General features: G+C 71.1%; 20 protein-coding genes and 1 pseudogene. 15 read left to right on the top strand and 6 right to left on the bottom strand.

What is annotated here, in order from left to right; all coding sequences use genetic code 11:
- The first annotated feature begins 6 nt into the window (after positions 1-6).
- The 4 genes from tuf (at position 7) to B086_RS44430 (ending at position 3,806) form a co-directional block, all read left to right on the top strand.
- On the top strand, positions 7-1,200 hold the full coding sequence (tuf, locus tag B086_RS0102235; RefSeq protein ID WP_018564791.1) for an elongation factor Tu: 1,194 nt from the start codon (positions 7-9) through the stop codon (positions 1,198-1,200).
- A 174-nt stretch (positions 1,201-1,374) separates the two neighbouring features.
- Positions 1,375-1,812: a hypothetical protein gene (locus tag B086_RS0102240; RefSeq protein ID WP_018564792.1), complete on the top strand. Its 438-nt coding sequence runs from the start codon at positions 1,375-1,377 to the stop codon at positions 1,810-1,812.
- Positions 1,813-1,821: 9 nt separating this feature from the next.
- The gene (locus tag B086_RS38955) at positions 1,822-2,832 is read left to right on the top strand and encodes a hypothetical protein (RefSeq protein WP_020573044.1); all 1,011 of its coding nucleotides are present in this window, start codon (positions 1,822-1,824) and stop codon (positions 2,830-2,832) included.
- On the top strand, positions 2,829-3,806 hold the full coding sequence (locus tag B086_RS44430; RefSeq protein WP_018564793.1) for a hypothetical protein: 978 nt from the start codon (positions 2,829-2,831) through the stop codon (positions 3,804-3,806). Before B086_RS38955 ends, B086_RS44430 begins: the two co-directional genes overlap by 4 nt.
- A 132-nt stretch (positions 3,807-3,938) precedes the next feature.
- On the opposite strand, the gene B086_RS0102255 is transcribed toward B086_RS44430, so the two are convergent.
- From B086_RS0102255 to B086_RS0102265, 3 genes are all read right to left on the bottom strand, one after another.
- Entirely contained in the window at positions 3,939-5,309 is a 1,371-nt protein-coding gene (locus tag B086_RS0102255; protein WP_086024145.1) for an alpha-lytic protease prodomain-containing protein, read from the bottom strand.
- Between the two features lie 165 nt (positions 5,310-5,474).
- A complete protein-coding gene (locus B086_RS0102260; protein WP_037872661.1) occupies positions 5,475-6,443 on the bottom strand; it encodes a LysR family transcriptional regulator in 969 nt (322 codons plus the stop codon).
- A gap of 216 nt (positions 6,444-6,659) precedes the next feature.
- Entirely contained in the window at positions 6,660-7,280 is a 621-nt protein-coding gene (locus tag B086_RS0102265; protein ID WP_018564796.1) for a hypothetical protein, read from the bottom strand.
- Between the two features lie 332 nt (positions 7,281-7,612).
- On the opposite strand from B086_RS0102265, the gene gdhA reads away from it, so the two are divergent.
- Entirely contained in the window at positions 7,613-8,971 is a 1,359-nt protein-coding gene (gene gdhA, locus B086_RS0102270; protein ID WP_018564797.1) for an NADP-specific glutamate dehydrogenase, read from the top strand.
- 91 nt (positions 8,972-9,062) lie between these two features.
- Here gdhA and B086_RS0102275 read toward each other — a convergent pair whose 3' ends face one another.
- Positions 9,063-10,583 (bottom strand): MFS transporter, encoded by a 1,521-nt coding sequence (locus B086_RS0102275; RefSeq protein WP_018564798.1) that lies wholly within the window; start codon positions 10,581-10,583, stop codon positions 9,063-9,065.
- A gap of 356 nt (positions 10,584-10,939) precedes the next feature.
- Here B086_RS0102275 and B086_RS38960 point away from each other — a divergent pair, with 356 nt between their 5' ends.
- Complete coding sequence (locus B086_RS38960) at positions 10,940-11,434, top strand: MarR family winged helix-turn-helix transcriptional regulator (protein ID WP_018564799.1); 495 nt, start codon at positions 10,940-10,942, stop codon at positions 11,432-11,434.
- 39 nt (positions 11,435-11,473) lie between these two features.
- On the opposite strand, the gene B086_RS0102285 is transcribed toward B086_RS38960, so the two are convergent.
- Both B086_RS0102285 and B086_RS38965 read right to left on the bottom strand, forming a co-directional pair.
- Complete coding sequence (locus tag B086_RS0102285) at positions 11,474-12,373, bottom strand: hypothetical protein (protein WP_018564800.1); 900 nt, start codon at positions 12,371-12,373, stop codon at positions 11,474-11,476.
- Between the two features lie 273 nt (positions 12,374-12,646).
- A pseudogene (locus B086_RS38965) lies at positions 12,647-12,913 on the bottom strand (ATP-binding protein); the annotation flags it as partial.
- 34 nt (positions 12,914-12,947) lie between these two features.
- Here B086_RS38965 and B086_RS0102295 point away from each other — a divergent pair.
- The 9 genes from B086_RS0102295 to rpsC all read left to right on the top strand — a co-directional run bounded on the left by B086_RS0102295 (position 12,948) and on the right by rpsC (position 18,189).
- Positions 12,948-13,199, top strand: a complete 252-nt coding sequence (locus tag B086_RS0102295) for a DUF397 domain-containing protein (protein WP_018564802.1) — start codon at positions 12,948-12,950, stop codon at positions 13,197-13,199.
- A 526-nt stretch (positions 13,200-13,725) separates the two neighbouring features.
- A complete protein-coding gene (gene rpsJ, locus B086_RS0102300; RefSeq protein WP_003948644.1) occupies positions 13,726-14,034 on the top strand; it encodes a 30S ribosomal protein S10 in 309 nt (102 codons plus the stop codon).
- 17 nt (positions 14,035-14,051) lie between these two features.
- Positions 14,052-14,696, top strand: a complete 645-nt coding sequence (gene rplC / locus B086_RS0102305; RefSeq protein ID WP_018564803.1) for a 50S ribosomal protein L3 — start codon at positions 14,052-14,054, stop codon at positions 14,694-14,696.
- Between the two features lie 8 nt (positions 14,697-14,704).
- Positions 14,705-15,364: a 50S ribosomal protein L4 gene (gene rplD, locus B086_RS0102310; protein ID WP_018564804.1), complete on the top strand. Its 660-nt coding sequence runs from the start codon at positions 14,705-14,707 to the stop codon at positions 15,362-15,364.
- Positions 15,364-15,783 carry a 50S ribosomal protein L23 gene (gene rplW / locus B086_RS0102315; RefSeq protein ID WP_018564805.1) on the top strand — a complete coding sequence of 140 codons (420 nt, stop codon included), beginning with the start codon at positions 15,364-15,366 and terminating at the stop codon, positions 15,781-15,783. The genes rplD and rplW overlap by 1 nt, the downstream gene beginning before the upstream one ends.
- A gap of 53 nt (positions 15,784-15,836) precedes the next feature.
- Positions 15,837-16,673 carry a 50S ribosomal protein L2 gene (gene rplB, locus B086_RS0102320; RefSeq protein WP_018564806.1) on the top strand — a complete coding sequence of 279 codons (837 nt, stop codon included), beginning with the start codon at positions 15,837-15,839 and terminating at the stop codon, positions 16,671-16,673.
- Between the two features lie 12 nt (positions 16,674-16,685).
- Positions 16,686-16,967, top strand: a complete 282-nt coding sequence (gene rpsS / locus B086_RS0102325; RefSeq protein ID WP_003948639.1) for a 30S ribosomal protein S19 — start codon at positions 16,686-16,688, stop codon at positions 16,965-16,967.
- A 44-nt stretch (positions 16,968-17,011) separates the two neighbouring features.
- Positions 17,012-17,359: a 50S ribosomal protein L22 gene (gene rplV / locus B086_RS0102330; protein WP_026252021.1), complete on the top strand. Its 348-nt coding sequence runs from the start codon at positions 17,012-17,014 to the stop codon at positions 17,357-17,359.
- Positions 17,359-18,189 carry a 30S ribosomal protein S3 gene (rpsC, locus tag B086_RS0102335; RefSeq protein WP_018564809.1) on the top strand — a complete coding sequence of 277 codons (831 nt, stop codon included), beginning with the start codon at positions 17,359-17,361 and terminating at the stop codon, positions 18,187-18,189. The genes rplV and rpsC overlap by 1 nt, the downstream gene beginning before the upstream one ends.
- Positions 18,190-18,191 lie beyond the last annotated feature (2 nt).

The raw sequence follows: 18,191 nt of genomic DNA on the forward strand, positions 1-18,191 counted from the left end.
ACCCCAGTGGCGAAGGCGAAGTTCGAGCGGACTAAGCCGCACGTCAACATCGGCACCATCGGTCACATCGACCACGGTAAGACGACCCTCACGGCCGCCATTACCAAGGTGCTGCACGACGCGTACCCGGAGCTCAACGAGGCCACCGCGTTCGACAACATCGACAAGGCGCCCGAGGAGCGTCAGCGCGGTATCACCATCTCCATCGCGCACGTCGAGTACCAGACGGAGACCCGTCACTACGCCCACGTCGACTGCCCGGGTCACGCGGACTACATCAAGAACATGATCACCGGTGCCGCGCAGATGGACGGCGCGATCCTCGTCGTCGCCGCCACCGACGGTCCGATGCCGCAGACCAAGGAGCACGTGCTCCTGGCCCGCCAGGTCGGCGTTCCGTACATCGTCGTCGCCCTGAACAAGGCCGACATGGTGGACGACGAGGAGATCCTGGAGCTCGTCGAGCTCGAGGTGCGTGAGCTCCTCTCCGAGTACGAGTTCCCGGGCGACGACGTTCCGGTCGTCAAGGTCTCCGCGCTGAAGGCCCTCGAGGGCGACGCGAAGTGGACCCAGTCCGTCCTGGACCTCATGAGCGCCGTCGACACCGCGATCCCGGAGCCGGAGCGCGACGTCGACAAGCCGTTCCTGATGCCGATCGAGGACGTCTTCACGATCACCGGTCGCGGTACGGTCGTCACCGGCCGTATCGAGCGTGGTGTCCTCAAGGTCAACGAGACCGTCGACATCATCGGCATCAAGACCGAGAAGACCACCACCACGGTCACCGGCATCGAGATGTTCCGCAAGCTGCTCGACGAGGGCCAGGCCGGTGAGAACGTCGGTCTGCTCCTCCGTGGCATCAAGCGCGAGGACGTCGAGCGCGGCCAGGTCATCATCAAGCCGGGCTCGGTCACCCCGCACACCGAGTTCGAGGCGCAGGCCTACATCCTCTCCAAGGACGAGGGTGGCCGCCACACGCCGTTCTTCAACAACTACCGCCCGCAGTTCTACTTCCGTACGACGGACGTGACCGGCGTCGTGACCCTCCCCGAGGGCACCGAGATGGTCATGCCGGGTGACAACACCGAGATGACGGTGGAGCTCATCCAGCCCGTCGCCATGGAAGAGGGCCTGAAGTTCGCCATCCGCGAGGGTGGCCGCACCGTGGGCGCCGGCCAGGTCATCAAGATCAACAAGTGACCCAGGTCCTGTAGCACCAGCACCAGCTGAGCTACGGGAAGGGCCCGTACGACTCCGGTCGTACGGGCCCTTCCGCATGTCCGGATCCGGTGGAGCACCGCCCGTGGGCCACTACGGTGTACTTCGATCACCGCACCGGCGGGTATGTACGGGGAACGGGGAGGGCGTCCGCGCATGGCGTGGAACGAGTGGAACCAGGTCAAGGCCGCGGCGGTCGCCCGGCAGTCCGCCCGGACGGAGCTGAACGGCGCGCCGTCCGCTCCCGGCGACCCGGGCACGCTGGTGTCCGACCGGCCCGCGTGGTCCCGCGCCGGACACAGGGTCGGCTCGCTGCGCACGGATCTCGCCAAGGGCCTGGGACAGCTGGCCGACGGCCAGGAGGGGCTGGGGCCGGGCGAGGACGCGGGCTGTCTGACCGCCGCGGCGCAGAAGGATGTGTACGGCTCCTGGGAGAAGTACCTCCGCAAGGTGAGCGAGCGCTGCAGGAAGCTGACGGACGTCCTGGAGAGGGCCGGCCGCGACGAGCTGCGGACCGAGGAGGCGATCAAGGCGGAGATCGCCCGGATGAAGGCCGCCTACGCGGACACGCCCGCCGACGGCCGGGGGAAGTGACCCGCGGGCATGGATCTGGCCACCCTCAGGGCCCTGCGGCCCACCCGGTACACCGACGCGGCCGACGGGTACCGCGCCGCGAGCGGCATGGCGTCCACGGCCAGGGAGCGCATCGACGACGAGATCGCCCGCTCCCTGCGGCAGTCGCTGAAGGGCGAGGCCGCGACCGAGGCGCTGGGCCAGCTCCAGGCGCTGTCCGGGAACTTCCACTACGTCCAGGTCGAATGCGGGCTCGCCGCCACGGCGCTGGACGCCTTCGCCCATGAGATGACGGCCGCCCGGAGGAAGCTCGAAGCGGCGCTGGAGGACGCGCGGGCGGCTGATTTCACGGTCGGCGCGGACGGATCGGTGACCTATCCGGCGGGCGGCGAGGAGAGCGGCGGCGAACGGCCGCACGGCGGCTCGGCCGCCGGGCTGACCGATCCCACGGCGGCCGCCCTGGGCCGCCAGGCCGGTGCCCTCGACCCGAACCCCGCCCACCGGCGTGCCCAGGACATCGCCGACCGCATCGCCGCCGCCCTCCAGGACGCCACCGAGGCCGACGAGAAGTGGGCCCCGAAACTGCGCGCCCTGAAGGCCGACGACGACCTCACCGTCTCCGCGGACGACTGGACCGACGCGAAGAAGGACACCGAGGGCGTCCTCGAAGGCGCCGCCGGCTACCTGGACTCCCTCCCGCACCCACCCGCCCACGGCACCCCCGTGAACCACGCCGCGGACCTGAACATCCCGGCGGACCGCGTCTGGGCCGCCACCGCCAAGAACGACCTCGTGAACCTTGCCCCGCCGCCCGCGGGGACACTGGCACCCCTCAATCCGAAGGCGTACATGCGGCTCTTCGACGATCATTCGATCATGTACGGCTACGATCCGACGTCCGATGATTTCGGCGGGCAGAGGTTCAAGGTCGCCGACGGAAAGCTGCCGGGTTCGGACGGGCCGATGCCCGCCCACTCGCAGTACTGGGAGGGCGCCTCCTTGACCAGCATGGCGAAGATCGCGACGGGAGGAACTCCATGAGGCTGCCCCGGGCGATGCCGGTCCTGGCGGTGCTGGCCCTGGCGGTGACGGTGGCGGCGTGTGGATCGGGGCAGACAGGACACCAGGGCGCCGCCGCACCGACGAAGCAGGGCACCATGAACGAGCAGCAGGCAAGCAAGCGCGCAGAGGCGATCGTCCACGAGGCCGTGGACGGCATGTCCCCCCGGCCGGCCCTCAAACGCACTCCGCTCAGGCAACTGGGGCCCTGCCTCGCGGACGAGCACAGCTCGGGCGAGCGGGTACAGGTCCGCCTGACGTACCAGCTGACCGGGGTGCCGGGCGGGGCGGCGAAGAAGCTGGTGCGCCAGGCGCGGGACGCGTGGGTGGAGCGCGGCTACCCCTTCCAGGACGCGGACGCCGACTGGTCCCAGCCCTTCCCGTCCGTGAGCATGCGCACCGTGCCCGACGACTTCTGGATGACCGCGCTCACCGGTGTCGTCGACAGGGCCAAGGGCGACGGGCTGGCGGCCATCAGTGTGACGTCCCCCTGCTTCGCGGCGGCCGGCGGTGGCACGGCCGACGGTGCGGCAGGCCCGGCGGCCCACCACCCCACCGCCGTCGCCGCCGACGAGCGGGCCGAGCGCCGGGCCCTCCGGCATTCGAGCCGGATCTACGACGTACTGCGGGTGCCGCACGCTCCCGCACGGGAGGGCGAAGGACTCGCCACCTACCAGGAGGGCCGGGACGCCTACGCCCATCACGCCTGGTCGACCCGGCCGCTCACCGAAGCGGAGACGGTTCAGGCGCTGGAACGCGCCAAGGTCCACCTCGAGAGCACGGGCTGGACGGTCCGGCATGTCCCGGCGGCGGCCGGTGCCCCCGTGCTCGTCGCCCGCAACACCGCGGACGCGAGCGTGGCCCGACTGGCACCGTCGGCCGACGGCACGCTCCGCGTGGCGGTGACGACTCCGGTGACGACTCCGGTGACGGGGCCGGACTCGGCACGGGCCTGAGGCAGCGGCACACGCCGGAGCGGGCCCGGACTCGCCCTGGGTTGGGTGGTCCGGGCCCGTTTTTCCCCCTCGGGCGGGCAGTGGTTCAGGTGGGGTGGTGGTTGTCGTGGGGGCCGGGAGCCGGGGTCGGGCTCAGGACTGGGCCCACAGGGCCGGGACGTTCGGGGGCTCCCAGCCGGGCTGGGCCTGGTGGCCCTGGAGGCAGCGGTAGGTGGAGCCGCCGTAGGTGACGGTGTCGCCGGGCTGGTAGACCGTGCCGGCCGCCCAGGTGCCGCTGGGGTCGCCGGGGCCGGGGCCGGGGCCGTCACCGGTGGTCTTCAGGGTGAGGCCGTAGTTGGACAGGATCGGGTTGATCGGCTGGAAGTAGGTCGTCCCGCCGCTGGAGCAGTTGCCGGAGCCGCCCGAGGTGACGCCCTGCGCCTGGCTGCCGGAGATGAAGGAGCCGCCGGAGTCACCGGGCTCGGCGCACACCGAGGTGCGGGTGACACCGGAGACGGTGCCCTCCTGGTAGGTCACGCTGGAGTTCAGCTGCTGGACGGTGCCGCAGTGCCAGCCGGTGGTCGAACCCGAGCGGCACACCGAGGAGCCGACGGTCGCCACCGTGGACCCGGTCACCTGGAGGTTCTGGCCGTTCTGGTTGACGTACGGCGTCGCGGTCCAGCTGGAGTTGGTGGCCACCCACGACATGTCGTTGCCGGGGAAGATCGACGCCTGGAACGTGCCCTGCGACACCTGGTTGGAGCCGGTGGTGGTGGAGCCCGCCTGCCCGCAGTGCCCGGCCGAGGCGAAGCCCTGCTGCGTCCCCCGGGTGATGGGGAAGCCGATCGAGCAGCGCGTGTTGCCGTTGATGTAGTACGCGTCGCCGCCCCGCAGGTCGTACAGCGGCCGGGGCCGCTCGGACGTCTTCACCACCTTGGCCAGCGACCGGTCGACCCCGGCGGCGGCCAGCAGGTCACGGGCCGCGGCGGGCCGCAGGGCCTGTACGACCAGCGTGTTGGTGGGTACGTCGACGTACCACGCGGGGGCGTCGCGTGTGTCGCGGTGGGCGGCGGCGCGGTCCAGGCGCGCCTTGGCCGCGTCCAGCGAGGCGAGGGAGTGGCGGACCACGACCGCCTCGGCGCCCCCCGCCCTGATCGCCGCCGCGTCGGCGGCGTCGGTGGTGGCCACGCTCAGCCTGCCGGAGTCCGCGCCGTGCACCCACGCGCCCGCGTAGTCCGCCCCGAGGGCGGCGCGCAGCCGGCCCGCGGTGGCCCCGGCCCCGGCCTCGTTGGCCAGCCGGTGTTCGGCCTGCTGCCGGTCGATGCCCAGGTCGCGCTGCATGGCGTCGAGGACGGCCGCGGAGGTGTCCGCGGTGTGCAGGGTCCGGGCGGCCGACTGCACCGCTGCCCGCGACTGCGTGGTGGCGGCTGCCTGGGCACCGGCCTGTCCGCTGAGCCCGGTCAGGACCAGTGCGCCCGTCGCCACCACCGCGGCGCACGCGGCTCTCGTATGTCTGTGGGGCATGGGGGATCTCCTCGGATTCGGGTGGGGGTGCCGAAACCGTAGGAGGGCCGACAGGGGGGCGTAAGACCTCGGTTGACCCCCTTGCCCGGCGTTATGGAACCGGTCGGTCCGGCGTGCCGCGGCGTTCGCGGCGGAGGCGCCGGTGCCGTACGGGCACGGGCGGGGTCACGGAAGGGTGCTGCTCGTCCGGCCGCCGCCCGCGAGCCAGTCGGCGTAGCTGTCGCTGCGCGCCGCCACGGCGGAGTGGGCGCGGCGGACCTGGGCGAGGACGGTGTCCGCGGTGCCGGCGCGCTGGGTCGCCGGGTGCCAGCCCAGCAGGTGCCGCCACAGGAGCGGGGTGCCGGCCAGCGGCCTGGTGGTGAGGCCGGGCGTGGTCGGGAAGGTGGCCCGGCACAGCCCCACCGCCCGGCCCACCTGGACCAGGTGCACACAGGAGGCGATGTCCGTCTCGTACATCCGGCCGGGCGCGAACCCGGCGCGGGCGCAGGCGGCGGTGAAGCAGTCGGCGAAACAGCCGTCGCCGGGCACGCAGGCCCACTCCTCGTCGGCCAGCTTGGCCAGCTCGACCTCGCAGGTGCGGGCGAGCGGATGGTCGTCGGCGAGCATGACGAACACCGGGTCGACGGCGAACTCCTCCCACGCCAGGTGTTCGCTGTCCGGTGGCGCGGCGGTGCCGCAGGCCCCGGTGACGGCGAAGTCGAGGCGGCCCTCGGCGAGCAGCGTCGCCAGTTCGCGTTCCGACCAGGAGGCCTGGGTGGACACCTGGACGTCGGGCGCGGCCGCCGCCAGCAGGTCCACGAGGGCGCCCAGCAGCGGCCCGTGTGTGGCGCCCAGCCGCAGCCGCTCGGCCTCCCGGCCGGCCCGCGCGCGGGCGAACCGGACGGCCTCCTGCTGGAGTTCGGTCACCGCGGGCAGCACGATCCGCGCGCGCTCCAGCACGAGCTCGCCGAGCGGGGTGGCGCGCACGCCGTGCCGCCCGCGTTCGAACAGTTCTCCGCCAAGGGCCCGTTCGATGCGTCTGAGCTGGGCGCTCAGCGCGGGTTGTGCGAGCCCTAAGACCGTTGCCGCTCTGGTGAGGCTGCCCGCCTCGGCTATCGCCCGGACCGTCTTGAGATGCCGCAACTCCAGCTCCATGTGGGGAGCTTGCTGCGCAGGCGGCGGAGGGGCAAGGGGTTGGTCCGGACCACTGGAAGCACCGCCGGGCGCACGGGCGGGGCGGTACCCGGGGCGCCTTCGGTCGAAACGTCCCGCCGGACCCGTACGCCCCGCCGGTCTCCTGTATTCCGTCAGTTCCGTCAGTTCCGTCAGTTCCGTCGGTTCCGTCGGTTCCGTCGGTTCCGTCGGTTCCGTCTATTCCGTCAGTTCCGTCGTCGGCTGGTGCCGCATGCATCCGCCGTCCGACGTCACGCGGGGCTCGCCCGTGAAGGAGTCGGGGCCGACCGACAGGGCGACGCCGTTCTCGTCGGTGGTCGCGATGCCGCGCAGACCGGCGCCGGGTGTGCCCGGGGGCGGGGCCTCCAGGGTGCGTACCGTCAGGCCGCGTCCGGTCCAGATCCCGCGCAGGCCGTCCAGGGCGGAGTGGTAGGCGGCGCGGTCGGCGTAGTCCACGCGCCACTCGTAGGCCGGCCGGTCGCGGGTGACTCCGTCGGCGTCGAAACCGAGGTCGTCGACGCAGGACGTGTCCGGCACCCTTCGGGGCGTGGCGTCGGCCGAGGCCGGGCGCGGGGCGAGGCCGTGCGGGGCGTTCTCGCCCGCCGCTCTGGTCACCGCCACGCGTTCGCGGTACGCCTCGGGTGTCCTGACCGGGCCGCCCTCCAGGGATTGCAGACCGACGCCGCAGAGGCCGATGAGCGCCGTCAGGAGCGCCGCGATCAGGGTGGCGGTGAAGTAGCAGCCACCGGAGGCGGACGGAGCCGCCTCGGTCGTCGCGGTCGTCGCAGTGATCGGAGCCGCCGGGGTCGCTGGAGCCACCGGCGCCGTCGGAGCCGTTGGAGTCGTCGTGGGCATGGGGCGATCGAAGCGGACGGCCCCCGGCCTGCGGCAGCGGTGCGCTACTTATTCTCCGCTGGGGACAGGTGCTCAGACGCACCGGGCCGGTGGTGGACGACCGCGCGCCGCGCGCCTCCGCAGGGTCCACCGTGTCTCAAATGATGGAAGACCGGCGTTCGATCACTGGTCAGTACATTCACAGAGGAGTAACACTGAAGCGTCACGCGCGCGGCAACGGCGCCGAGCGCTCAGCAAGCTCACCAAGCTCACCACCGGTCCCGGACCGGTGGCAGCCGTGCCATGAAGGGGACACCGTGACGACCCGACCGGACAGCCAGACCCAGCTCGACGCCCTCCGCGGCGAGATCGAGCGGCGCAATCCCGCTCAGCCCGAGTTCCACCAGGCCGTGCACGAGGTGCTGGACACCCTGGCCCCGGTGCTGGCGGCGCGCCCGGAGTACGCGGAGCCCGGCCTGGTCGAGCGGCTGTGCGAGCCGGAGCGGCAGGTGATCTTCCGGGTGCCGTGGCAGGACGACAAGGGCCGGGTGCACGTCAACCGCGGTTTCCGGGTGGAGTTCAACAGCGCGCTCGGCCCCTACAAGGGCGGCCTGCGCTTCCACCCCTCCGTCAACCTCGGCATCGTCAAGTTCCTCGGTTTCGAGCAGATCTTCAAGAACGCGCTGACCGGGCTCGGCATCGGCGGTGGCAAGGGCGGCAGCGACTTCGACCCGCACGGCCGCAGCGACGCGGAGGTCATGCGGTTCTGCCAGTCGTTCATGACGGAGCTGTACCGGCACATCGGTGAGCACACCGACGTGCCCGCCGGGGACATCGGCGTCGGCGGACGCGAGATCGGCTACCTCTTCGGGCAGTACCGGCGCATCACCAACCGCTGGGAGGCCGGTGTCCTCACCGGCAAGGGCCCCGGCTGGGGCGGCTCGGCGATCCGGCCCGAGGCCACCGGCTACGGCAGTGTCCTGTTCGCCGAGGCCATGCTGCGTGAGCGCGGCGAGGACCTGGAGGGCCAGACGGCCGTCGTCTCCGGCTCCGGCAACGTCGCCATCTACACCATCGAGAAGCTGCTCGCCCTCGGCGCCAACCCGCTGACCTGCTCGGACTCCGGCGGCTATGTCGTCGACGACAAGGGCATCGACCTCGATCTGCTCAAGCAGGTCAAGGAGGTCGAGCGCGGGCGGATCAGCGACTACGCCGAGCGCCGGGGCAGCTCGGCGCGCTATGTGTCCGGCGGCCGGGTGTGGGAGGTGCCGGCCGACGTCGCCCTGCCGTCCGCCACCCAGAACGAGCTGGACGAGAACGACGCCGCCACGCTGGTGCGCAACGGAGTGAAGGCCGTCTCCGAGGGCGCGAACATGCCGACCGTGCCTGAGGCCGTGCACCTGTTCCAGCGCGCCGGGGTCGCCTTCGGGCCCGGCAAGGCCGCCAACGCGGGCGGCGTCGCGGTCAGCGCCCTGGAGATGGCGCAGAACCACGCCCGTACGGCCTGGTCGCCCGCCCGGGTCGAGGAGGAGCTGGCGCGCATCATGGGCGACATCCACACCACCTGCCACGAGACCGCCGAGCGCTACGGCTCCCCGGGCGACTATGTGACCGGCGCGAACATCGCCGGGTTCGAGCGCGTCGCCGACTCGATGCTCGCCCAGGGCGTCATCTGACCGGGGCCGCCCGGGAGACATGAGTGCGCCCCGCTCCGGAACACATGCGTTCCGGAGCGGGGCGCGGTCACGCGGGGTGCCCGCCGTACGGCTAGTGCGCGGCGGCTCCCGCCGGGGCGCCGTGCCGGGACGGCCGGGCGGTCACCAGGAGGCCGGAGGCCACCGCGGCGAGCAGCATCGCGCCCACGCCCCACCAGATGGCCTGGGTGTAGCCGTGCACGATGCCCTCGCGCAGGACCTGCGCCTTGGCGGAGGGGTCGGTCAGGTGCTGCCCGACATAGGTGGAGGTCGCCGAGGTGGCGATGGTGTTGAGCAGCGCGGTGCCCAGCGAACCGCCCACCTGCTGCGAGGTGTTGACCATGGCGGAGGTCACACCGGCGTCCTGCGGCCGGACCCCGTTGGTCGCGGTGGAGAAGACCGGCATGAAGGTGAGGCCCATGCCGAGGCCGAGCAGCAGCTCGGCGGGCAGCACGTGCGTGGCGTACGCGGAGTCGACGCCGAGCTGGGTCAGCACCAGCAGTCCGGAGGCGGCGAGCAGCATGCCCGGCACCATCAGCAGGCGCGGGGGAGTGCGGGGCAGCAGCCGGGCGGAGATCTGCGTGGAGCCCAGGATGATCATGGCGGACATCGGCAGGAACGCCAGCCCGCTGCGGACCGGGGAGTAGCCGAGGATGCCCTGGAAGTAGTAGGTCATGAACAGGAACAGACCGAACATGCCGATGGTGGCCAGGGCCATCGTCAGGAAGCTGCCCGCGCGGTTGCGGTCGGAGACGACGCGCAGCGGCAGCAGCGGGTGCTTGGCCTTCATCTGCCACAGCACGAACGCCACCAGCAGCACCACACCGCCGGCCAGCAGGCCGACGACCAGGCTGTCGCTCCAGCCGCGCGGCTCGGCCTCGGAGAAGCCGTAGACGACGGCGACCAGGCCGCCGCAGCCGAGGATGACACCGGGGATGTCGAGCTTGGCCCCGCTGTGCCCGGGGCGGTCGCGCAGCAGGATGACGGCGCCGATCACGGCGACGGCGGCGATCGGGATGTTCACGTACAGGCACCAGCGCCAGTTCGCGTACGAGGTGAGGATCCCGCCCAGCAGCAGGCCGAGCGCGGCGCCCGCGCCCGCGATGGCGCCGTAGATGCCGAACGCCTTCCCGCGCTCGCGGGGGTCGGTGAAGGTCGTCGTCATCAGGGAGAGCGCGGAGGGCGCGAGGACGGCGCCGAAGACGCCCTGGAGGGCGCGGGCGCCGAAGAGCATGCCGGGGCTGCCGGCCGCGCCGCCGATCGCGGAGGCGACGGCGAAGCCGACCAGGCCGATGATGAAGGTGCGCTTGCGGCCGACCAGGTCGGCGATGCGGCCGCCGAGCAGCAGCAGGCCGCCGAAGGCGAGGGTGTAGGCGGTGATGACCCACTGCCGGTTGCCGTCGGACATGCCGAGGGCCTTCTGGGCGGAGGGCAGCGCGATGTTCACGATGGTCGCGTCGAGGACGACCATCAGCTGGGCGAGGGCGATGATGACCAGACCCCACCAGCGGCGGGGGTCGGGGGCATCGGCGGGTGTGTGCGCGGTGGCGGCCGGGGCCGTCCGTATCGCTTCGGTCGGAGGGGAGTCGCTCATGGGTCGGGCGTCGCTTCCTTGGCTGGTGGAGAGGCGTGCGGTGGTGGCGCGCCGCCGTGGCCGGTACGCCGGGGCGGTCCGCGGCCGTGGTCTGTGGTCTGTGGTGTGCGGGGTGTGGTCTGTGGTGTGCGGGCGGGTGACGGGGCGCGGTGGTGCGGCGGCCGGGCCCGGCTCGCGGCTCGGCGCGGCCGTGCGCGGCGACGGTGACCCGGACGTCCGTCCGGTCCGGTCCGGTCCCCCCGGCCCCGTTCCCCCGGGAGACCTCTCGTCCCCCGGTGGCCCCTGTGCCCCCACGCCATCGTCACCTTCGGAGATCGTCAGTGATCCTGATGGTCAGTGCAGTGTACGCTTCCCGCATGAACGACGTGCCCCCCGATGTCATGAGCCGTCGGCTCGGATATCTGCTGAAGCACGCCTACGCCACCCTCGCCGCCGAGCTGGGCGAGGCGCTCGCACCCTTCCGTCTCATCCCGCGCGAGCTGGGCGTCATGACGGTCATCGCCGCCGCCGGACAGCAGCAGTCCCAGCTGGAGATCGCCGCGCTGCTCGGCGTCGACCGCACCACGATGGTCGGGATCGTCGACGCCCTGGAGGACAAGGGCTATGTGGAGCGCCGCCGCAGCGACCAGGACCGGCGCCGCAACGTCGTCACGCTCACCCCGGCCGGACGGCAGTGCCTCGCCGAGGCCGAAGAGGCCCGCGAGCGCGTCGAGCACGACTTCCTCGCCCCGCTGGACGAGCCCGCCGTCGAGGCCCTGACCGACGCCCTGCGCACCCTGCGCCTGTCCCGCACGGACGCGGCAGCGGCGGCGGCCATCGGCCGCATGACGTGCGGGGGCCACCCGGGCTGAGGCCCGCTCTGCCCGCTCTGCCTGCCCTGGGCCCCTGGCTCAGGCAGCGGGCGCGGTGTCGAGACCGGCGGCGCGGCAGTCGCGGCAGTAGGCGCCGGGATGCGGGGTCCGGATCGCGCGTTCGCACCTCTCGCAGTTGTGGAAGGGCGGAGGGGCGGCTTCGGCGCCGGACGGTGGCGGTGCGGACACCGGGGGTGCGGGAGGCGGCAGCAGCTCGGTGAGGCGGTGGGCGAGCAGGGCCGCCGGGTGCCGCAGGGGGTCTCGGGGGAGGTTCGCGGTCAGGGCATGGCGTACGGCGTCGGGGTGGGCGCCGCGTTCGAGCCAGGCGGCGACGGCGGGGGCGAGCCGCCGGACGGCCCGCTCGGAGAGGAGCAGGCGGGGATCGTGGCGGTGCAGTCCGGCGAGGAGGGCGGTGGCCGTGCGGTGCCGGGCGAGGTCGGGGGCGAGCGGGGCCGGGAGCGGGGCCGGAGGTGGGGGTTCGGGAGCCGCCTCGGGGGCGGAGGGAGCCGGTGGCGGCGGATCCATCGGGGCAGGCGACAGGGGCTCGGGCGGCTCGGGCGTCTTGGGCGCGGCGGCCCGGGTGGGCCGGGGCTGGGGCTGGTTGTAGGACACCGTGTGCGTGACCATGCGGCCGCTGGGCAGGCGTTCGCGGATGCGGGCCAGGTAGCCGTGGGCCTCCAGCTCGCGCAGGGCGGCGGCGATACGGGTCTCGCCCTCGGGGAAGCGGGCCGCCAGCGTCTTGATGTCGACACGGGCACCGGAGGGCAGCGACTGGATGTGACAGGCCAGGCCGATCGCGGTGAGCGAGAGCACGTCGTGCTGGGCGAGGTGGTTGCCGACGACCGTGAAGCGGGTCGTGTGCCTGGTGTGGATGTGGGTGATGCCGCGCGGATTCAGCGGCTGGGCGCACGAGGGCGCGCTAAGGTTCTGGATACCCATCGGGAAGGTCCTACGCTTCCTTGGTGGTCAGGCCCTCGATCGGGATGCCAGTCCCGGCCGGGGGCCGTCGCATGTCTGCGGTGGTGGTGCGGTCGCGGCGAGCATATGCCAGCGAACGGGGCGGAAATCCAGCCGAGTTGGGCGTTGCCACTCTTCCGGGTGACGGGGTGCGGCGTGGGGGCCGGGGCGGACCGGCGAGGTGGGGTGGGTTGCTCGGTAGGTCTTCCCCCAGGTCCTTTCAAGCATTGATCACGCGCCGGACCGCGTCGCCGGTCACCGGGTCGTGACGGCCCGCGATCCGGTCGGCCCGGTCGCCACCTCCGCCCAGACGGTCTTGCGCGGGGGCGGCCCGGTGGTGACTCCCCAGCGGTCGGCGAGTGCCTCCACGAGGAGCAGGCCGCGGCCGGACTCGGTGTCATCGGAGGCGCGCTTCGGGTGCGGGAGCCGGTCGCCGCGCGTGTCGGTCACCTCGATACGGAGGGTGTCGCCGACGACGTAGACCAGGAGCCGGAAGTCGCGGCCGGGAACGCGGCCATGGGTCACTGGCCTTCATCGAGCAAGCGCTGGGAGCACTATGAGCACCCGGGAACTCCACTGGTTCAAGAGCAGCTACAGCAGCGGCCCCGATGTGAACGACTGCCTCGAAGTCGCCCTTGCCTGGTTCAAGAGCAGCTACAGCGACGGGACGGAGGGCGACTCCTGCGTCGAGGTGGCCCACGCTCCCGCCACCATCCACGTCCGCGACTCCAAGATCACCGGCGGCCCCCAGCTCGCGCTGGCGCCGGGCGTCTGGGCGGATTTCGTCTCCTACGCCTCGGAGAGCTGATCTCTCGACGGCCCCGCCTCACCAGGCGACGGCGGCGCCGTGACTCTGGACCAGATAGTCCATGAACTGCGGGCCCGCATCTGCCCGCGCCGCCCCGCCCGTCGGTTTGACCTGCGTCACCTTCGGGGTAATCTCTTCGGCTCGATTGGCCAGGCCGCCGTCCCGTATGGCAGACTGTCCGAGTTGCTCGGCCGAGTGTTGATGCTGCGCGCCTCCCGCCGGGAGGACCGGAAGCGAGTCCCACAGTACTCGTCGCCCTAACTGCCTCACGGCAGCGCTGGGGCGGACGTACGGGAATCTTCCGGGAAGTGTGGGCGCGGCACCGGCCAGGCGCCCGGTGGGTCTTCGATCCCCGGCCTGCGGTTCCGGTGGGGCCGCGCAATCCCGCAGGGATGTCCTCACAAGGGACATCCATGTCAGCGAGAGCGCGACACGCCCGACCGCGTGGGTCGGCGAGGACCAAGTACGGGAACCAGGAAGACACCGGGTTCCAGAGCGTAAGAAGAGACAGGACTACGAAGTAGCCATGGCGGGACAGAAGATCCGCATCCGGCTCAAGGCCTACGACCACGAGGTCATCGACTCCTCGGCGAAGAAGATCGTCGAGACGGTGACCCGCACTGGTGCGTCGGTCGCGGGCCCGGTGCCGCTGCCCACTGAGAAGAACGTGTACTGCGTCATCAAGTCGCCGCACAAGTACAAGGACTCGCGCGAGCACTTCGAGATGCGCACGCACAAGCGCCTGATCGACATTCTCGACCCGACCCCCAAGACCGTTGACTCTCTGATGCGACTCGACCTCCCGGCCGGTGTCGACATCGAGATCAAGCTCTGAGGGCTGGTGATCTGAGAATGGCTAAGCAGATCAAGGGCATCCTGGGCGAGAAGCTCGGCATGACGCAGGTGTGGGACGAGAACAACCGTGTTGTTCCGGTCACCGTCGTCAAGGCCGGCCCCAACGTCGTCACCCAGGTCCGTACGAACGATGTCGACGGCTACGAGTCGGTCCAGATCGCCTTCGGCGAGATCGACCCGCGCAAGGTGAACAAGCCCCTCAAGGGCCACTTCGCCAAGGCCGACGTCACCCCCCGCCGTCACCTCGTCGAGATCCGCACCGCGGACGCCTCCGAGTACACCCTCGGCCAGGAAGTCACCGCCGAGGTCTTCGAGGCGGGCATCAAGGTCGACGTCACCGGCAAGAGCAAGGGCAAGGGCTTCGCCGGTGTCATGAAGCGTCACAACTTCAAGGGCCTCGGCGCCGGTCACGGCACCCAGCGCAAGCACCGCTCGCCCGGTTCCATCGGTGGCTGCGCCACCCCGGGCCGTGTGTTCAAGGGCCTCCGCATGGCGGGTCGCATGGGCAACGAGCGGGTCACCACCCAGAACCTGACCGTCCACGCCGTTGACGCGGAGAAGGGTCTGCTGCTCATCAAGGGCGCGGTTCCCGGTCCGAACGGCGGCCTCGTCCTGGTCCGCACCGCGGCCAAGGGGGCCTGAGGTAACCGATGAGCACTGTTCAGATCCTTTCGCCGGCGGGCGAGAAGACCGGTACCGTCGAGCTCCCCGCGGAGATCTTCGGCGTTGAGAAGGTCAGCATTCCGCTGATCCACCAGGTCGTCGTCGCACAGCTGGCCGCTGCCCGTCAGGGCACCCACAAGACCAAGACGCGTGGCGAGGTCCGCGGCGGTGGCAGGAAGCCGTACCGCCAGAAGGGCACCGGCCGTGCCCGTCAGGGCTCGACCCGCGCGCCGCAGTTCGCCGGTGGTGGCGTCGTGCACGGTCCCGTGCCGCGCGACTACTCGCAGCGGACCCCGAAGAAGATGAAGGCCGCGGCCCTGCGCCACGCCCTCACCGACCGGGCCCGCCACAACCGCATCCACGTCGTCTCCGGCGTGGTCGAGGGTGAGACCGCCTCCACCAAGGCCGCCCGGACGCTGTTCGGCAAGATCTCGGAGCGCAAGAACCTGCTCCTGGTCGTCGACCGCGCCGACGAGGCCGCGTGGCTGTCCGCCCGCAACCTGCCCCAGGTCCACATCCTGGAGCCGGGCCAGCTGAACACGTACGACGTTCTCGTCTCGGACGACGTGGTCTTCACCAAGGCCGCTTTCGAGTCCTTCGTCGCCGGCCCGAACAAGGCCAACGACACCGAAGGGAGCGAGGCCTGATGGCTACGCGTCACCCCTCCATCGCCTCGAAGGCCGCCAAGGCCGCCAAGGCCGCGCGCGTCGCCAAGGCGCGCCGCCACGCCGCCGAGGGCAAGAACACCGTCGAGACCCCGCTGAGCAAGTCGTACACGGACCCCCGTGACGTCCTGCTCAAGCCGGTCGTGTCGGAGAAGAGCTACGCGCTCCTCGACGAGAACAAGTACACGTTCATCGTCGACCCGAACGCCAACAAGACCCAGATCAAGCAGGCCGTGCAGGCGGTCTTCGAGGTCAAGGTCACCGGCGTCAACACGATCAACCGCCAGGGCAAGCGCAAGCGCACCAAGACCGGCTTCGGTCAGCGTGCCGCCACCAAGCGCGCGATCGTGACCCTCGCCGACGGCGACCGTATCGACATCTTCGGCGGTCCGACCGCCTGACGGTGGTCTGGAGCGTCCAGATTTCGGAATCACTTTCCGAGGACTGAGAGACAATGGGTATCCGCAAGTACAAGCCGACGACTCCTGGCCGTCGTGGCGCCAGCGTCGCCGACTTCGTCGAGGTCACGCGGTCCACGCCGGAGAAGTCGCTGGTCCGTCCCCTGCACAGCAAGGGCGGCCGTAACAATTCCGGTCGTGTGACCGTTCGCCACCAGGGTGGCGGACACAAGCGCGCCTACCGCGTGATCGACTTCCGTCGTCACGACAAGGACGGCGTGCCGGCGAAGGTCGCGCACATCGAGTACGACCCCAACCGCACCGCGCGCATCGCGCTGCTGCACTACGCCGACGGCGAGAAGCGCTACATCCTCGCCCCGCGCAACCTCCAGCAGGGCGACCGCGTCGAGAACGGTCCCGGGGCCGACATCAAGCCGGGCAACAACCTGGCTCTCCGCAACATCCCGGTCGGTACCACGATCCACGCGATCGAGCTCCGTCCCGGTGGCGGTGCCAAGTTCGCCCGCTCCGCCGGTGCCTCCGTGCAGCTGCTCGCGAAGGAGGGCACGATGGCCCACCTCCGCATGCCGTCCGGTGAGATCCGCCTGGTCGACCAGCGCTGCCGCGCCACGGTCGGCGAGGTCGGCAACGCCGAGCAGAGCAACATCAACTGGGGCAAGGCCGGCCGCAAGCGCTGGCTGGGCGTCCGCCCGACCGTTCGCGGTGTGGCGATGAACCCGGTTGACCACCCCCACGGTGGTGGTGAGGGCAAGACCTCGGGTGGCCGCCACCCGGTCAGCCCCTGGGGCCAGAAGGAAGGTCGTACTCGTTCTCCCAAGAAGGCGAGCAACAAGTACATCGTCCGCCGCCGCAAGACGAACAAGAAGCGTTAAGGACGGGTTGAGATGCCTCGTAGCTTGAAGAAGGGGCCTTTCGTCGACGACCACCTGATCAAGAAGGTGGACGTACAGAACGAAGCAGGCACCAAGAACGTCATCAAGACCTGGTCCCGTCGCTCGATGATCGTCCCGGCGATGCTCGGCCACACGATCGCGGTGCACAACGGCAAGACCCACATCCCGGTGTTTGTCACCGAGTCCATGGTCGGCCACAAGCTCGGCGAGTTCTCGCCGACGCGCACCTTCCGGGGTCACGTGAAGGACGACCGGAAGTCGAAGCGCCGCTAGTCAGCGGGGTGTGAAAGATCATGACAAACACTGAAGGGACAACCATGGAAGCCAGGGCCCAGGCGCGGTACATCCGCGTCACGCCCATGAAGGCCCGCCGTGTGGTGGACCTCATCCGTGGCATGGATGCCACGGAGGCTCAGGCGGTCCTGCGTTTCGCCCCGCAGGCCGCGAGCGTGCCGGTCGGCAAGGTGCTGGACAGCGCCATCGCCAACGCCGCGCACAACTACGACCACACCGATGTCGACAGCCTCGTCATTTCCGAGGCGTACGTCGACGAGGGCCCGACCCTGAAGCGGTTCCGGCCGCGCGCCCAGGGCCGTGCCTACCGGATCCGCAAGCGGACCAGCCACATCACCGTGGTCGTCAGCAGCAAGGAAGGAACCCGGTAATGGGCCAGAAGGTAAACCCGCACGGGTTCCGGCTCGGTGTCACGACCGACTTCAAGTCGCGTTGGTACGCCGACAAGCTGTACAAGGACTACGTCAAGGAAGACGTGGCCATCCGTCGGATGATGACGTCCGGCATGGAGCGCGCCGGCATCTCGAAGGTGGAGATCGAGCGCACCCGTGACCGTGTGCGGGTGGACATCCACACCGCGCGTCCGGGCATCGTCATCGGCCGCCGCGGCGCCGAGGCCGACCGCATCCGCGGTGACCTGGAGAAGCTGACCGGCAAGCAGGTCCAGCTGAACATCCTCGAGGTCAAGAGCCCCGAGACGGACGCTCAGCTGGTGGCCCAGGCCGTCGCCGAGCAGCTCTCCTCCCGCGTCTCCTTCCGTCGCGCCATGCGCAAGAGCATGCAGGGCACGATGAAGGCCGGCGCCAAGGGCATCAAGATCCAGTGCGGCGGCCGCCTCGGTGGCGCCGAGATGTCCCGCTCGGAGTTCTACCGCGAGGGCCGTGTGCCCCTGCACACGCTCCGCGCGAACGTGGACTACGGCTTCTTCGAGGCCAAGACGACCTTCGGCCGCATCGGCGTGAAGGTCTGGATCTACAAGGGCGACGTCAAGAACATCGCCGAGGTCCGCGCCGAGAACGCTGCGGCCCGTGCGGGTAACCGCCCGGCCCGCGGCGGTGCCGACCGCCCGGCCCGTGGTGGCCGCGGTGGCGAGCGGCGCGGTCGCAAGCCGCAGCAGCAGCAGGCTCCGGCCGCCGAGGCCCCCAAGGCCGAGGCTCCGGCCGCTGCGGCTCCGGCTGAGAGCACCGGAACGGAGGCCTGACC

This window comes from Streptomyces sp. PsTaAH-124 (assembly GCF_000373685.1).
GTDB lineage: Bacteria > Actinomycetota > Actinomycetes > Streptomycetales > Streptomycetaceae > Streptomyces > Streptomyces andamanensis.

Excerpts from the sequence above, each read along its gene's own strand:
- B086_RS0102240 (WP_018564792.1), top strand. The coding sequence starts at position 1,375 with ATGGCGTGGAACGAGTGGAACCAGGTCAAGGCCGCGGCGGTCGCCCGG.
- B086_RS38955 (WP_020573044.1), top strand. The coding sequence starts at position 1,822 with ATGGATCTGGCCACCCTCAGGGCCCTGCGGCCCACCCGGTACACCGAC.
- B086_RS44430 (WP_018564793.1), top strand. The coding sequence starts at position 2,829 with ATGAGGCTGCCCCGGGCGATGCCGGTCCTGGCGGTGCTGGCCCTGGCG.
- B086_RS0102255 (WP_086024145.1), bottom strand. The coding sequence starts at position 5,309 with ATGCCCCACAGACATACGAGAGCCGCGTGCGCCGCGGTGGTGGCGACG.
- B086_RS0102260 (WP_037872661.1), bottom strand. The coding sequence starts at position 6,443 with ATGGAGCTGGAGTTGCGGCATCTCAAGACGGTCCGGGCGATAGCCGAG.
- B086_RS0102275 (WP_018564798.1), bottom strand. The coding sequence starts at position 10,583 with ATGAGCGACTCCCCTCCGACCGAAGCGATACGGACGGCCCCGGCCGCC.
- B086_RS38960 (WP_018564799.1), top strand. The coding sequence starts at position 10,940 with ATGAACGACGTGCCCCCCGATGTCATGAGCCGTCGGCTCGGATATCTG.
- B086_RS0102285 (WP_018564800.1), bottom strand. The coding sequence starts at position 12,373 with ATGGGTATCCAGAACCTTAGCGCGCCCTCGTGCGCCCAGCCGCTGAAT.
- B086_RS0102295 (WP_018564802.1), top strand. The coding sequence starts at position 12,948 with ATGAGCACCCGGGAACTCCACTGGTTCAAGAGCAGCTACAGCAGCGGC.
- rpsJ (WP_003948644.1), top strand. The coding sequence starts at position 13,726 with ATGGCGGGACAGAAGATCCGCATCCGGCTCAAGGCCTACGACCACGAG.
- rplC (WP_018564803.1), top strand. The coding sequence starts at position 14,052 with ATGGCTAAGCAGATCAAGGGCATCCTGGGCGAGAAGCTCGGCATGACG.
- rplD (WP_018564804.1), top strand. The coding sequence starts at position 14,705 with ATGAGCACTGTTCAGATCCTTTCGCCGGCGGGCGAGAAGACCGGTACC.
- rplW (WP_018564805.1), top strand. The coding sequence starts at position 15,364 with ATGGCTACGCGTCACCCCTCCATCGCCTCGAAGGCCGCCAAGGCCGCC.
- rplB (WP_018564806.1), top strand. The coding sequence starts at position 15,837 with ATGGGTATCCGCAAGTACAAGCCGACGACTCCTGGCCGTCGTGGCGCC.
- rpsS (WP_003948639.1), top strand. The coding sequence starts at position 16,686 with ATGCCTCGTAGCTTGAAGAAGGGGCCTTTCGTCGACGACCACCTGATC.
- rplV (WP_026252021.1), top strand. The coding sequence starts at position 17,012 with ATGGAAGCCAGGGCCCAGGCGCGGTACATCCGCGTCACGCCCATGAAG.
- rpsC (WP_018564809.1), top strand. The coding sequence starts at position 17,359 with ATGGGCCAGAAGGTAAACCCGCACGGGTTCCGGCTCGGTGTCACGACC.